Raw genomic sequence first — 12,678 nt, 5'->3', positions numbered from 1 at the left:
AGTCCGCGCCTGCCACACCGCCGCCCGATCTCGGGCGAATCGAAGGGAAAGAGCCATGACGAACGACAAGCACACACAGGAAGAAGGGGACTCCCTGTCTATGGACATGCTGGAGGAGGCCTTTCTGAATAAAGTCGACTGGCTGCACGTGCAGGAGACAGTAAAGCTCCTGCTGCTGTCGATGGCGCAAATTGAACTCACCCTCACCGACGGCGACTACAATGTGACCGGCCTTGGGCAGCAGTTTACCGAGATGGCATCGCACCTGCGGCAGGTGAATCTGCACCTGGCCAATCAACCCGATACCCCCAAAGACATCATTAAACACGGCATCATGCTCGAAACTGAAATCGATAAGGGCGTGGTGGCATTTCAGTTTTACGACCGTCTGAGCCAGCGACTGCAACACGTGGTCACAGGGCTGGCCCTGACCGAAGATTTGCTGTGCAACGAAGAAAAACGCCTGCAGGGTGAAGAGTGGTCAAAAATCCAAAAGCAGATAAAATCTACTTACTCCCTTGATTGTGAACGTAAAATGTTCGATCTTGTGCTCCAGGGTATGCCACTTCATGAAGCCTTGGCGCTGTATCGGGATGAACATCTTTACCGCAAAGACGATATCGAACTCTTTTAACTCTGCCCTTTGTGCATTGTCTCTGTTGCTGCCACTGGCGGCAGCGGAGATGCCGTTTGCCCAGTGGTGCACCAGCCTCGCCGGGCAATGGCAGGGCACCGGCGCCCGCCCCGGTGAAGTGCCCAAATCCCTCTCCATCGATGTAATCTGCAGTGCCGACCGCCATCAGTTGATCATCAGCGTCAGTCGCGGCGTGCGCTATGCCAGCAGCGAAACCTGGTGGTTTCGCCGTCAGGGCGACAAAGCCATGTTGACCTATTTTGATGGCGTGACCGAAGACAAGGGGCAGCTATTCAGCCTTTATCGGCGCGGCGACAGCTATTCGCTGCTGGGGGAAGGTGTGGTGGCCGACAGGCCTGCGCTGATCCAGTTGCTTTTTGAGCCCCAGGAGCAGGGCTGGCAATGGCTGCAGCAGTCGCAGTTTCTCGATGACGACATCGCCCAATACCGCTTATTCCGGGGCCTGTCGATGCGTCCACGGCAAGCAGGCGCCACGCAGCCCCAGTGAGGGCAGCTTAGCGGGCGCCGCCAAAGCCCTGCTGACGCCAGGCTTCGTAACTGATAATGGCTACGGCGTTGGACAGGTTCAGGCTGCGGCTCGACTCCACCATGGGAATGCGCAGGCGCTGCTCGGTGGGCACCGAGTTGATAATGTCCATCGGCAGACCACGGCTCTCGGGGCCAAACAAGAGTACATCACCGGCCTGGTAAGTCAGTTCTGAGTGGGGGCGGCTGCCCTTGGTGGTGCAGGCCAGAATGCGTCGCCCTGCCATGGCCTCAAGGAAACTCGCGAAGTCTTTATGGCGGGTCACCCGGGTCATATCGCTGTAATCCAGCCCGGCGCGGCGCAGCTTTTTCTCTTCCAAATCAAAACCCAAAGGTTCAATCAGGTGCAGTTCACAGCCGTTGTTGGCGCACAGGCGAATAATATTGCCCGTGTTGGGGGCGATTTCGGGTTCGTAGAGAGCGATGTTGAACATAGCAGCAGGCATCAGGTCTGAGTTGGGCTGGAGTATAACAAAGCCAAAGTGCCGCGCCCAAAAAAACAGGCCCTCAGCGTTGCAGAGGGCCTGGATAAAGTCGAAATGACTTAGATTTTAAGGTGCTTTGACAGCGGCAGTTCGCGGTAACGCACGCCGCCAGCGGCCACTATGGCATTGGCAAGGGCCGGGGCTACCGGCGGCACGCCGGGTTCCCCCACTCCGCCCGGCACAGCTCTGGAGGCGATGATCTCAGTCGTAATCTGCGGGCAGTGTGGCAGCCTGAGCAGCGGGTAGTCGTGGAAGTTTGACTGGGTCACGGCGCCTTTGTCGAAATCGATTTCGCCAAAGAGCGCAAGGCTTAAGCCAAACATCACCGCGCCTTCCATCTGCGCGGCCACCCGGTCTGGGTTCACCACAGTGCCGGCATCCATCAGCGCGATAGCATCCACCACAGTGAGCTTGTCACCTTCGAGCCGCACCTTGATGGCCACGGCGGCATAGGCAACAAAGCTGCGGTGAATGGCAAAGCCCCAGCCTTCGTTTTTACCCGCTGGTTTTTGTGCCATCAGCGCTTCGGCGCGGTCAATCAGCTTAAGGTAGCGGCCCACATCCACCGGATGACGGCTCTGATCTTCACCATAGTTGCCATATTCAAAGCCTTGATTGGCAAAGTTTTCAACCCGCGCCTTGCCGAGCAGTTCCCGCCACTGGGCGGTGCAGGATTTTCCATTGGCAATGGCGAGTTCGTCCACAAAGCTGCCCACCCCAAAGCCGTGTTGAATGTTACTCACCGACCTTAACCAGCCGATGCGGGTGTGGCTTTCGGCCTTGACGGCTTCGCAGCGCACGGCGCTGATATCCCAGGGAATATCGGTAAAGCCCAGGTCCAGCTCGAACGGCTGCGGAGTATCCACGGCACTGTCGAAGGTGCTGCCGATAGAGGGGAAGGCGGTACGCGACAATATCGCCTGCACCTTGCCCTTGTCGTCGATGCAGGCCTGGTAGTACTGGGCGCTGATGGCGTGCAGGTAGCCGTTTCTCAGCTCATCTTCACGGCTCCACTGCAGCAGCACCGGCTTGTTGATTTTGCTGGAAATAAACGCGGCTTCGACGCTGAAATCCGGCTTGGATTTGCGGCCGAAGCCGCCGCCGAGCAGGGTGACATTTACCTTAACCTTGTCTTCATCGATACCCAGCATACCGGCCACATTCTGCTGGGTGCTTTGGGGCGTTTGACTGCTGGCCCACAGTTCGCAGCCGTTTTTATCGACGCTGGCAATCACCGCCGGTGGCTCCATGGGCGCATGGGCGAGATAGGGCACTGTGTAAATGGCGCTGACCATCTTGTCCTCAGGCCAGCTTGCAGGCTGGCTGCCAAGCTCGCGGGCGACTTTGCCGGGTTCCCGCACTCTTTGTTTGAGAGTATCGAGATAAGTCTTGCTGTTATGGCTGTCGTTGGCGCTTTTGCTCCAGCTGAGCTTGAGGGCTTTTCTGCCTTCCAGTGCACTCCAGGTATTAGTGGCCACCACGGCAACGCCGCCAAGCGGCTGAAACGCCGGTGCGCCCTTGGGTACCGGCAGAGGGACAATATCCAGCACCCCCGCCACCTTGCGGGCGGTGCTGTCGTCCATGGACTCGAGCGCGCTGCCAAACACCGGCGGACGGGCAATCACCGCATACACCAAGCCTTCGGGACGATTGTCGGCGCCATAGATGGCACGGCCACCGAGCATATCGTCCATATCGACAATGGTGTGGCCCTTGCCGATTTGGGTGAATTGGTCAGGGGTTTTGAGGGTGAGGGTTTTGGCATCCGGCAGTGGCAGTTTGGCGGCGGCCATGGCGAGCTCGCCATAGCTTAAGCGCTTGTCGCTGCCTTTGTGATACACGGCATGAGCCTTGGCATAGACCTCAGTCACGGGCACTTGCCAGCGCTCGGCGGCGGCTTGCTCCAGCATCTGCCTTGCCATGGCGCCCATCTCGCGCATCTTGTCGAAACCCTTGCGGATACTGCGGCTGCCGTCGGTGTTCTGGCTGCCATAGCGTTTGTCGGCCAGGCCCTGTACCACGACCACCTTGTCCCAGTCGGCTTCCAGCTCATCGGCCAGCACCTGCGGAATGCCGGTGCGTATGCCCTGACCCATTTCCGAGCGGTGGCAGGTGAGGTACACCCTGTTGTCTTCGCCGATGGCGATAAAGAGGTTGAGGCGCTGCTCTTCGCCAAAGGCGGCGGTTTGCGCGGCGAGCATGGGGCTCCAGCCGAGGCCAGAGGCCCCCAGCATCAGGGCGCCGCCCGAGGCACCGAAGAGTTTGAGCACATCGCGGCGGCTGAAGTTTTCAATGGCAGTAAACTTGCTCATGACTTGGCCTCCTGCTTGCCCTGATAGTCCTTGATGGCGGCGCGGATGCGGGTGTAGGTGCCGCAGCGGCAAATGTTGCCTGCCATGGCCTCGTCAATCTGGCTGTCGCTGGGGGCAGGATGCCTGCTCACCAGCGCTGCCGCCGACATCAACTGGCCCGCCTGACAAAAGCCGCACTGGGGCACCTTGTGGCGGCGCCAACTGTCTTTGAGCTTGTCGTCGGTAAGGCCCTCGATGGTGGTCACCGACTTGCCTTCCAGGCTTTGGATGCTGGTGAGGCAGGCGCGCATTGGCTCGCCGTCCACATGCACAGTGCAGGCGCCGCAAAGCCCTGCGCCGCAGCCATATTTGGTGCCGGTTAAGCCCATCAGATCCCGCAGCGCCCATAAGAGTGGCATCTTGGGGTCGGCGTCCAGGGTAAACAAACGGCCGTTGATTTTAAGTGATGTCATGCGTCACTCGCTCCTTGTGCTCACAAAGCGCCCGAAATCGGCGCGGGTGTCTATATCGATGCTGGCGCCGGGTAGCGCCATCCATCCCAGTTGTTGTTGTTTTTGCAAAGATTTCAAAAGCCCCTTGGCGCCTCTGTCGCCACAAAGACGGCTCAGCTCACCAAAGTCGGCACGGTTGAAAATAGCCGGTGCGCCGGGGGCATCCAGATACCAGGCGGCGGTGGTTTTACCCGACTCCTGCCAGCTTTGAATAAGGGATTCATAGTCCTGCGTGCAGAGCAGCGCGTGATCCGCAAGCGCCAGCAGCAAGGCATCGGCGTCTGTGCCCTGCGCCGCGTCGGCGGCTGCGGCAATGCTGTGGCCAAGCCCCAGATGCCAGTCGGGGGAGGGAATAATGGCGGTGCCTTTGGGCAGCAGCGGTTTTAAGGTGCCTGCATGGCCGCCAAGGCATACCCTGAGCGGCAGTATTTGAGTGTCGCAGCTGCCGCGCACCTTACTTAACGCATCGACACTGCGGCTAAGCAGGGTGGTGCCCCCCGGCAGTGGCATGGCGAGTTTGACTCCTTCGAAGCGGCGCGAGCCGCCTGCGGCCAGGAGCACGGGCAAGAGTTTCATTTAAGACCTCCGCTGCTTGGCTTGCGAGCGGACGGCGTGAGTTTGCCATGCAGGCTTGACTGGCAGGCGGCGAGTATCGACAGAGCGATGTCGGCGGGCAGCTCGCCGCCTAAATCAAGGCCAGCGGGGCTTGCAGGTGGGCAGTAAAAATCGTCCCAGCTCATACCTGCTGTGTTTAGCAGCTTCTCGCCCCGGTGGCGTGGCCCAAGCAGTGCCAGATACTTAAGCGGCAATCGGCCAAGTTTGGGCAAAATGGCCGCATCGAGTTCGAGGCTGTGGTGCATCACCACCGCCATATCGATACTGGCAAGAAAGTCCGGCGTCAGCCCATCGGCCGGAGTTTTAATGAGCTCACAGCCTTCAAAGTCGCAGGGGCGGGCATAGCTGGTGCGCGGGTCAACAACGCTGATGCGCCACTCAAGTTGGCGCGCCATGTGCGCCAGTGGCCTGGCATCCATGCCGCCCCCGAAGATGGCCAGATGTGGCCTTGGGCGAACCGGCACCACCAGCAGTTCAGATTGCTGACTGCCGCTTTGCGGATTGAGGATTAAGCGGCCGGGACGGCTGAAATCGGCCGCAGGAAAAGGTGCGTCTGCGTCAGGATAAAAGTGGGCGATGAGCGTATCGGCAGGGGCGCGGTTTTGCGGCAGCTCCAGGCACCAAAAACCGGGTTTGCCGCTGGCGAGGGCCTCTGCCATGGCGGCGAATTGCAGTTGCTGATTGGCTGCAGTTAACGGCAGCAGCAGTATATCCACCAGACCGCCACAGCCGAGGCGGTAGCTGGCGTCGGTTTCGTCTCTGGCATCGTAACGGCCGAGCACGGCGCAGTGTCCGACCAGTGCTTTTTGGGCCTGACGGCGCAGATCAGCCTCGAGGCAGCCGCCGCTTAACATGCCAAGGCTCGGGCCCGAGGGGTGAAACAACATCATGGCGCCGGATTTACGGTAGGCACTGCCTTCCACCGACGCAATCACCGCCAGCACCCAGTTGGCATCCGGGTCGCTGCGCCAGGCATCCAAGAGTGAATCCAAACGGTTGGCCATCTGTCCCTGTATCCTGTTGGCGTAAAGACTTAACCTAGCAAAAGGTGCCCCAATTTAGAAGGCGCTTAAGTTTTGCCAAATGTTTCGCCGTTGCCGCTGCCCATAAACAAAACCCCGACCGGAGCCGGGGTTTTGACAGGCGGGGTAAAGTTAGAAGAAGCCCAGCGGATTGGTGTCGAAGCTCACCAGCAGGTTTTTGGTGTTCTGGTAGTGCGACAACATCATCTTGTGGGTCTCGCGGCCTATGCCCGACTTTTTATAGCCACCAAAGGCGGCGTGGGCAGGGTAGGCGTGGTAGCAGTTAATCCACACCCGTCCGGCCTGAATGCCGCGGCCCATGCGCTGGGCGAGATTCATATCCCGGGTCCAGACACCGGCGCCAAGGCCATACTGGGTGTCGTTGGCAATGGCCAGGGCTTCGGCTTCGTCCTTGAAGGTGGTAACAGAAACCACGGGGCCAAATATTTCTTCCTGGAACACCCGCATCTTGTTGTGGCCCTTGAGGATGGTGGGCTGGATGTAGTAGCCGCCTTTTTCGGGGCCATCCTGCAGGTTGATTTCGCCGCCCATCAACACCTTGGCGCCTTCGGCGCGGCCAATGTCCAGATAGCCCAGGATCTTGTCGTACTGCTCGCGGGATGCCTGGGCGCCCACTTGGGTGTCGGTATCCAGCGGGCTGCCCTGACGAATCGTTTTGGCGCGGGCAATCACCTTCTCGATAAAGGCATCATAGATGGATTCCTGCACCAGCACCCGGCTTGGGCAGGTGCATACTTCGCCCTGGTTGAAGAAGGCCAGCAACATGCCCTCGATGGCCTTGTCGAGATAGTTGTCTTCGTGGCTCATCACATCGGCAAAGTAGATGTTGGGCGACTTGCCGCCAAGCTCGACCGTGGAGGGAATGAGGTTTTCGGCGGCGCATTTGAGGATATGGTTGCCCACTTCGGTGGAGCCGGTGAAGGCCAGTTTGGCGATGCGTTTGCTGGTGGCGAGGGCTGCGCCTGCTTCGGCGCCAAAGCCATTGACCACGTTGAGTACGCCGGGTGGCAGCAGATCTTCGATGGTTTCCAAAAGCACCATAATGGAGGCCGGCGTTTGTTCGGCAGGCTTGAGCACGACGCAGTTACCCGCCGCCAGCGCCGGGGCGATTTTCCAGGCCGCCATCAGCAGTGGGAAGTTCCAGGGGATGATTTGCCCGACCACGCCCAAAGGCTCGGGGAAGTGGTAGCTCACGGTATTGGCATCAAGGTCTGCAGCGCTGCCTTCCTGGGCACGGATACAACCGGCGAAATAGCGGAAGTGGTCAACAAACAGCGGCAGGTCGGCGTTCAGGGTTTCGCGCACGGCTTTGCCGTTTTCCCAGGTTTCCACCACGGCGAGGCGCTCCAGATGCTGCTCGACCCGGTCGGCGATTTTCAAAAGCAGATTGCTGCGCTCGGTGACCGAGGTTTTGCCCCAGCTGTCTTTGGCGGCATGGGCGGCATCCAGTGCGAGTTCGATGTCGCGATAGTCTGAACGGGCCGCCTGGCAAAACACCTTGCCATCCACAGGCGAGACGTTATCGAAGTACTCGCCGCCCACGGGGGGCACCCACTTGCCACCAATAAAGTTGTCGTATCTGGCCTTGAATGAAGCGATGGCACCCGCTGTGCCCGGAGCGCTGTAAATCATCTGCTTGTCCTTTTTGCTGTTGAGAGTGTCTTGTTGTTGTGATTGTTCCGACCATGCAATTCGCCAGTCGGTGAACCATCTTTATGGCAAAGGACGGGCCAGAATTGTTCAACTTGTCGCCAGTTCGCCCTAACAGTATGATGAAAATCTTATTTTCGAATATACGCAGCTGCGGGTCGGCCAAGGGAGTGGCGTGGCGACCGAAGTCGTATTGTTGCGCCTTGGTACAGTTGTTGTAAGTGATTGTGCCGAAACGGAACACAGGAGCACACAGATGAAATCTGCCATTCAGCCCTGGCTTGCCGATTCGTGGCGCCGCAGTGAAGGCGCCGGTCTCAGTGAAACCCGTCCGGGAGAACTTAAGCTCTCCCGGGTCGAACTGGATGAGCGCTGTGAGCGCCACCGTCAGCTGATAGCGCTGGTGGAATCCGAAGCCCTGCCGCTGTTTACCCGTCTGATGGCCCACACCGACAGCCGGCTGATTTTATCCGACGCCGAAGGCTTCGTGCTGCGCCACTGGGGGCTGTCACGTTATTCTGATCGGCTCGCCAATGTGGCGCTGGACTGCGGCGTAAATTGGCTCGAAGAGCACAAGGGCACCAATGCCATAGGCACAGCGCTTAAGGCCAAAGAAGCCCTGTCGGTGGTGGGCGAGCAGCACTTTTGCCGCCCGCACCGCTTTATGAGCTGCACCGCCAGCCCGATTTTTTCGCCGTCCGGCGAGCTGATTGGCGCCCTCGATATCACTTCCGAGCGGCTCAAGCACAATCAACAAACCTTATTGCTTATCTCCAGTTTGGCGCAGCAGGTGGAAACGGCGCTTCTGTGCGCCCTGCCCGGTGGCCGTTTTCGGGTGGATTTGGCCGCCAGTCGGCAACTGCTCAGTTCCGGCTGGCAGGGCATTCTGATTGCCGATGACGATGGCCGTTTGCTTGGGCTAAACCCCATGGCACGCCAGTATCTGGGCGGCGCCTCGCCCGGCATGGCGCTGGGTGAGCTGCTGGGAGATGACTGGCAGGCGCAGCAGGCGCTGTGCCCCCGCGGTGAGCTGCATCTGGCCACCTCGGCGATTGGCGAGGGGGCCTTGTCGATTCAAACCAATAAAGCCAGCGGGTTGCACGGCATCAAGCCGCTGCGATTCCACGACCCTCAGCTGGAAACCGCCTGGCAGCAGGCGCGCAAGGTCATCAGCCGCAAAATTCCATTGTTGGTGCAAGGCGAAACCGGGGTGGGCAAAGAGCACTTTGTGCGCCAGCTGTATCAGGACAGTCGCCTCGATGGCGAGCTGGTGGCGGTTAACTGTGCCGCCTTGCCCGCCGAGCTGATTGAGGCCGAGCTCTTTGGTTATCAGGGCGGTGCCTTTACCGGGGCGGCGCGTCAGGGGCACCTTGGCAAGGTGCGTCAGGCCGATGGCGGTTTTCTGTTTCTGGATGAAATCGGTGAGTTGCCGCTGGCGGCCCAGGGCAGGTTGCTAAGGGTACTGCAGGAGCGGGAAGTGACTCCGGTGGGCGGCCTTAAAAGCCACAGGGTGGACATTCAGGTGGTGGCCGCCACCCACATGGATTTGGCCGCCATGGTGCGTGATGGCCGTTTTCGTGAAGACCTGTATTTTCGCCTCAACGGTTTGCAGGTGAGCCTGCCGCCATTGAGGCAGAGGGCCGATAAATCGCGGCTGATCCACAAGCTTCACCGCCAGTACCGGTTCAATCCGCCGGGGGATGAGCAGCGGCTGTGCCCGCAGTTACTGGCATTGCTGGAGGCCTATGGCTGGCCGGGCAACCTTCGGGAGCTGGATAACCTGATGCAAGTGGCTTGCCTGATGGCAGAAGGGGTGTTCGAACTGAGTCAGACGCATTTGAGTGATGCCCACAGGCGGGCGCTGATGCAGGGCCAGGAGGGGCAACCAGCTTCTGAGTCTAGCCTTAAGGCTGAGCTTGATGGCCGTATTCAGGCAACGCTCTCTGAGTGCAATGGCAATATCAGTGAAGCGGCCCGCCGCCTTGGGGTAAGCCGCAATCTGATTTACCGCAGCCTTAAGCGCACCGACAGTTAGCTCAGAGCCGCTCGCAAGCTAACGCGGCAAGCGAATCGCGACGCACAGGCCGCCGGTTGGCCTGTTGTGGGCGCTAATACTGCCGCCCTGGGCTTCGATGGCCGCCGCGGTAATGGCAAGGCCAAGCCCCCAGCCGCCACTTTCACGCTCGCGGGATTTATCGGTGCGATAAAAAGGACGGAAGATGGCTTCGAGTTCGGCTTCCGCCACGCCGGGGCCATCGTCGCAGATTTGGATCTCAACCTCATTTGACGAGTCTGCCACCGTCAGACTGACCTGCAGCTTGGCGTAGCGGATGGCGTTACGCAGCAGATTTTCCACCGCCCGCGCCAGCAACTTGGGGGAGTGGCTCAGGCGCAGATTGTCGTCCATTTCAATGGCCAGATGTTTGCCACACTCGCTGGCTTCAAACTCCGCATCATCCAATACCTGGCCGAGGGTCTCGGCAAGTTCGCAGTCAACTTTGGCTTCGGTGGCACCCATGGTCACCCGGGAGAGGGTCAGCAGCTCGGCTATCAGGGCATCGAGCTGCTCGGCCTCGTGGGCAATACGGCTTAGCTCATTGCTATCCTGACCGCGCTTGCGCGCCAGTGCCAGCGCCAGTTGCAGCCGGGTCAGTGGGGTGCGCAGCTCGTGGCTGATGTCCCCCATCAGCCGCTGCTGATTGTTAACCTGCTGCTCAATGGCTTCTGCCATGGCGTTGAAGGCATGCCCAAGCTGGCCGAGTTCATCACGGCGATTCAGGGTGGCCGCATCGACCCGGCTGCCAAGGTCTCCCCGCGCCAGGGCATCAGCGCTCTGTTTCAATACTTTAAGCGGTCTGCCAAGGTGCCAGGCCAACAGGCCGCACAGGAGACCCGAGACCAACACCGCCAGCCCCAGGGTCAGCAGCTTGTGCTCGATAAAAAACAGGAACAGTGGCCGAGGATGTTGCCCCGGCACCCGGCCATAGAGGCGGTATTCCTTACCGTCGACATGGAACTCTTTGGGGCCGAACACCATTTCATCGCGGAACTGGTACATGATGGGGCGCTCGGCTTCTTCGGCGAGCAGGATAAATTTGCGCAGAGAGCGGGGTTGTCGCTCCCCAAGAATGCGTCCTTCTTCACCGGTGATGAAAATGCGCATCGGTTTACCGTCGGCGTGGCGTGAGCGCTCCCAGCGTCGCAGCCGCTCCGGATTCATCAGTTCAGGGTCTGCTTCAATGGCCTGGGCCACCCGTTCGAGCGCCTGAAACAGCTCCCGTGGAACCGGCGCGGACTCCTGCCGCTGTTGCAGCAGCGGCAGGCTGCCAACGGCAACCAGCACTACAGAGCTGCACAGCCAAAAGCCGAGCAGCAACTTGATAAAGAGGCGATTGGGCAGGCTGGTGCTGTTCATGTGAGCCAGATGTATCCTTTGCCGCGGATGGTTTTCACCCGAGGGCGACCGTCGCTGCGCTCGGGCAGCTTTTTGCGCAGGTTCGACAGATGCATATCGAGGCTGCGGTCAAAGGGCATCAGCCGTTTGCCAAGCACGGTTTCGCTGAGGCTGTCCTTGGTGACCAGCTCGCCGGCCTTGCCGGCCAACTGCAATAACAGCGCAAACTCGGTGCCGGTGAGGCTTATCAGCGCGTCGCTGCACCAGGCCTCCTGACGGCTGGGGTCGAGGCGCAGATCACCCACCTGAATACCCTCGGCCGCCGCAGTTTGGCCGCCTGCCAATTGGCTGCGGCGCAGAATGGCGCGAATACGGGCAATCAGCTCGCGATCGTTAAAGGGCTTGGGCAGGTAATCATCGGCGCCAATTTCGAGTCCAACCACGCGGTCAATATCATCCCCGCGGGCGGTGAGCATCAGCACAGGTGTGTGTTTGTGCATTCTGAGCTGCTTAAGCACTTCAAAACCATTGAGTTTGGGCAGCATTACGTCCAGCAGAATAAGGTCGAACTCATCGGCTTTGGCCTTGGCCAGCCCCTCTGCGCCGTCGTGGGCCAGAGTCAGGTTGAACCCCTCAAGTTCGAGCAGCTCTTTGAGCAGCTCAGACAGCCCGGTATCGTCATCGATAAGCAACAAATGATTCATCAAACCTCCGGGATACATCCCCCGTGTACGCCTGCGACTCAGTATACGCCGATGGGCGTCAAGCAGTGGCGTGGCTTTGTAAGTCTGTGTAAATGCGCTCATCTTTACATTCTTTTACCCGCCTTGCATCCTCCTTGACATTGACCTGGGTACACTGGAAACCGTCGAAACAGCCACTCCCACTATTCACAGCGAGGTGAGTTATGAACAAATTAATGAAGCGTGGTGTTATTGCTCTGATGGTATCCGGTGCTCTGCTTGGCGGTACTGCTGCCATGGCCAATCCTTACCATGAAGGTCACGGTGAGCGCGGCCCCATGATGATGGAAAAGATGCGCCACATGTTCCGTGGTCTGGATCTGACCGACGAGCAAAAGACCCAAATCCGTGAGCTGATGAAGGCCCACAAAGAAGATCGCAAGGCACAGCGTGAAGGCAAAGACGATGCGGCCCGCAGCGCCCACCACGACAAAATGATGGCCCTGATGAATGCCGAGCGTTTTGACGAAGCCGCGGCCAAGGCTCTGATTGCCGAGCGTCAGGCGCAGGGTGAAGCCCGCGCGCTGGAAGCCATGAAGTTGCAGCACGAGATTTATCAGGTGCTGACGCCGGAGCAAAAGGCCAAATTTCAGACTCGCTTTGATCAAAAGCGCAAAGAGCGCGAAGAGCGACGTGAAGAGCGTCGAAAAGAGCGAGAAGATTCGTTTTAAGGCGCGCTATCCCTTGCCCTGAGCACCTGAGTTTGACTCAAGTTGCGTTTCCCGACCGCTGACGGGCAAGGAATACAAAAATCTGTTATAAGAG

At 59.3% G+C, this 12,678-nt stretch carries 12 protein-coding genes; 4 read left to right on the top strand and 8 right to left on the bottom strand.

Going from position 1 to position 12,678, the window contains the following annotated elements; all coding sequences use genetic code 11:
* Nucleotides 1-55: 55 nt before the first annotated feature.
* Together STH12_RS16825 and STH12_RS16820 are read left to right on the top strand one after the other, a co-directional pair.
* A complete protein-coding gene (locus tag STH12_RS16825) occupies nt 56-634 on the top strand; it encodes a hypothetical protein (protein ID WP_126168616.1) in 579 nt (192 codons plus the stop codon).
* A gap of 49 nt (nt 635-683) precedes the next feature.
* Nucleotides 684-1,142 (top strand): hypothetical protein, encoded by a 459-nt coding sequence (locus STH12_RS16820; protein ID WP_237158650.1) that lies wholly within the window; start codon nt 684-686, stop codon nt 1,140-1,142.
* A gap of 7 nt (nt 1,143-1,149) precedes the next feature.
* Here the strand turns inward: STH12_RS16820 and trmL are convergent, their stop codons facing one another.
* From trmL to exaC, 6 genes are all read right to left on the bottom strand, one after another.
* Nucleotides 1,150-1,614 carry a tRNA (uridine(34)/cytosine(34)/5-carboxymethylaminomethyluridine(34)-2'-O)-methyltransferase TrmL gene (trmL, locus tag STH12_RS16815; protein WP_126168615.1) on the bottom strand — a complete coding sequence of 155 codons (465 nt, stop codon included), beginning with the start codon at nt 1,612-1,614 and terminating at the stop codon, nt 1,150-1,152.
* Nucleotides 1,615-1,724: 110 nt separating this feature from the next.
* Nucleotides 1,725-3,977 (bottom strand): xanthine dehydrogenase family protein molybdopterin-binding subunit, encoded by a 2,253-nt coding sequence (locus STH12_RS16810; protein ID WP_126168614.1) that lies wholly within the window; start codon nt 3,975-3,977, stop codon nt 1,725-1,727.
* A complete protein-coding gene (locus STH12_RS16805; protein WP_126168613.1) occupies nt 3,974-4,429 on the bottom strand; it encodes a (2Fe-2S)-binding protein in 456 nt (151 codons plus the stop codon). Before STH12_RS16805 ends, STH12_RS16810 begins: the two co-directional genes overlap by 4 nt.
* Nucleotides 4,430-4,432: 3 nt before the next feature.
* Nucleotides 4,433-5,044, bottom strand: a complete 612-nt coding sequence (locus STH12_RS16800; RefSeq protein ID WP_126168612.1) for an NTP transferase domain-containing protein — start codon at nt 5,042-5,044, stop codon at nt 4,433-4,435.
* Nucleotides 5,041-6,087 carry an XdhC family protein gene (locus STH12_RS16795; RefSeq protein WP_126168611.1) on the bottom strand — a complete coding sequence of 349 codons (1,047 nt, stop codon included), beginning with the start codon at nt 6,085-6,087 and terminating at the stop codon, nt 5,041-5,043. The genes STH12_RS16800 and STH12_RS16795 overlap by 4 nt, the downstream gene beginning before the upstream one ends.
* A 150-nt stretch (nt 6,088-6,237) precedes the next feature.
* The gene (gene exaC / locus STH12_RS16790; RefSeq protein ID WP_126168610.1) at nt 6,238-7,758 is read right to left on the bottom strand and encodes an acetaldehyde dehydrogenase ExaC; all 1,521 of its coding nucleotides are present in this window, start codon (nt 7,756-7,758) and stop codon (nt 6,238-6,240) included.
* 274 nt (nt 7,759-8,032) lie between these two features.
* On the opposite strand from exaC, the gene STH12_RS16785 reads away from it, so the two are divergent.
* A complete protein-coding gene (locus STH12_RS16785; protein WP_126168609.1) occupies nt 8,033-9,811 on the top strand; it encodes a sigma-54-dependent Fis family transcriptional regulator in 1,779 nt (592 codons plus the stop codon).
* 18 nt (nt 9,812-9,829) lie between these two features.
* Here STH12_RS16785 and STH12_RS16780 read toward each other — a convergent pair whose 3' ends face one another.
* Nucleotides 9,830-11,191 carry an ATP-binding protein gene (locus STH12_RS16780; protein WP_126168608.1) on the bottom strand — a complete coding sequence of 454 codons (1,362 nt, stop codon included), beginning with the start codon at nt 11,189-11,191 and terminating at the stop codon, nt 9,830-9,832.
* On the bottom strand, nt 11,188-11,874 hold the full coding sequence (locus STH12_RS16775; protein ID WP_126168607.1) for a response regulator: 687 nt from the start codon (nt 11,872-11,874) through the stop codon (nt 11,188-11,190). Before STH12_RS16775 ends, STH12_RS16780 begins: the two co-directional genes overlap by 4 nt.
* Before the next feature lie 203 nt (nt 11,875-12,077).
* Here STH12_RS16775 and STH12_RS16770 point away from each other — a divergent pair, with 203 nt between their 5' ends.
* Entirely contained in the window at nt 12,078-12,584 is a 507-nt protein-coding gene (locus tag STH12_RS16770; protein WP_126168606.1) for a Spy/CpxP family protein refolding chaperone, read from the top strand.
* Nucleotides 12,585-12,678 lie beyond the last annotated feature (94 nt).

Origin of the sequence: Shewanella khirikhana, assembly GCF_003957745.1 — a bacterium.
Classification (GTDB): domain Bacteria; phylum Pseudomonadota; class Gammaproteobacteria; order Enterobacterales; family Shewanellaceae; genus Shewanella; species Shewanella khirikhana.
The sequence above is the reverse complement of the archived record's forward strand: the minus strand, read 5'-3'. Positions and strand labels throughout refer to the sequence as shown.

What these genes read in the sequence shown, in the direction of transcription:
- STH12_RS16825 (WP_126168616.1), top strand. Translation starts at nt 56, where the DNA reads ATGACGAACGACAAGCACACACAGGAAGAAGGGGACTCCCTGTCTATG.
- STH12_RS16810 (WP_126168614.1), bottom strand. Translation starts at nt 3,977, where the DNA reads ATGAGCAAGTTTACTGCCATTGAAAACTTCAGCCGCCGCGATGTGCTC.
- STH12_RS16805 (WP_126168613.1), bottom strand. Translation starts at nt 4,429, where the DNA reads ATGACATCACTTAAAATCAACGGCCGTTTGTTTACCCTGGACGCCGAC.
- STH12_RS16800 (WP_126168612.1), bottom strand. Translation starts at nt 5,044, where the DNA reads ATGAAACTCTTGCCCGTGCTCCTGGCCGCAGGCGGCTCGCGCCGCTTC.
- exaC (WP_126168610.1), bottom strand. Translation starts at nt 7,758, where the DNA reads ATGATTTACAGCGCTCCGGGCACAGCGGGTGCCATCGCTTCATTCAAG.
- STH12_RS16785 (WP_126168609.1), top strand. Translation starts at nt 8,033, where the DNA reads ATGAAATCTGCCATTCAGCCCTGGCTTGCCGATTCGTGGCGCCGCAGT.
- STH12_RS16795 (WP_126168611.1), bottom strand. Translation starts at nt 6,087, where the DNA reads ATGGCCAACCGTTTGGATTCACTCTTGGATGCCTGGCGCAGCGACCCG.
- STH12_RS16780 (WP_126168608.1), bottom strand. Translation starts at nt 11,191, where the DNA reads ATGAACAGCACCAGCCTGCCCAATCGCCTCTTTATCAAGTTGCTGCTC.
- STH12_RS16770 (WP_126168606.1), top strand. Translation starts at nt 12,078, where the DNA reads ATGAACAAATTAATGAAGCGTGGTGTTATTGCTCTGATGGTATCCGGT.
- STH12_RS16820 (WP_237158650.1), top strand. Translation starts at nt 684, where the DNA reads ATGCCGTTTGCCCAGTGGTGCACCAGCCTCGCCGGGCAATGGCAGGGC.
- trmL (WP_126168615.1), bottom strand. Translation starts at nt 1,614, where the DNA reads ATGTTCAACATCGCTCTCTACGAACCCGAAATCGCCCCCAACACGGGC.
- STH12_RS16775 (WP_126168607.1), bottom strand. Translation starts at nt 11,874, where the DNA reads ATGAATCATTTGTTGCTTATCGATGACGATACCGGGCTGTCTGAGCTG.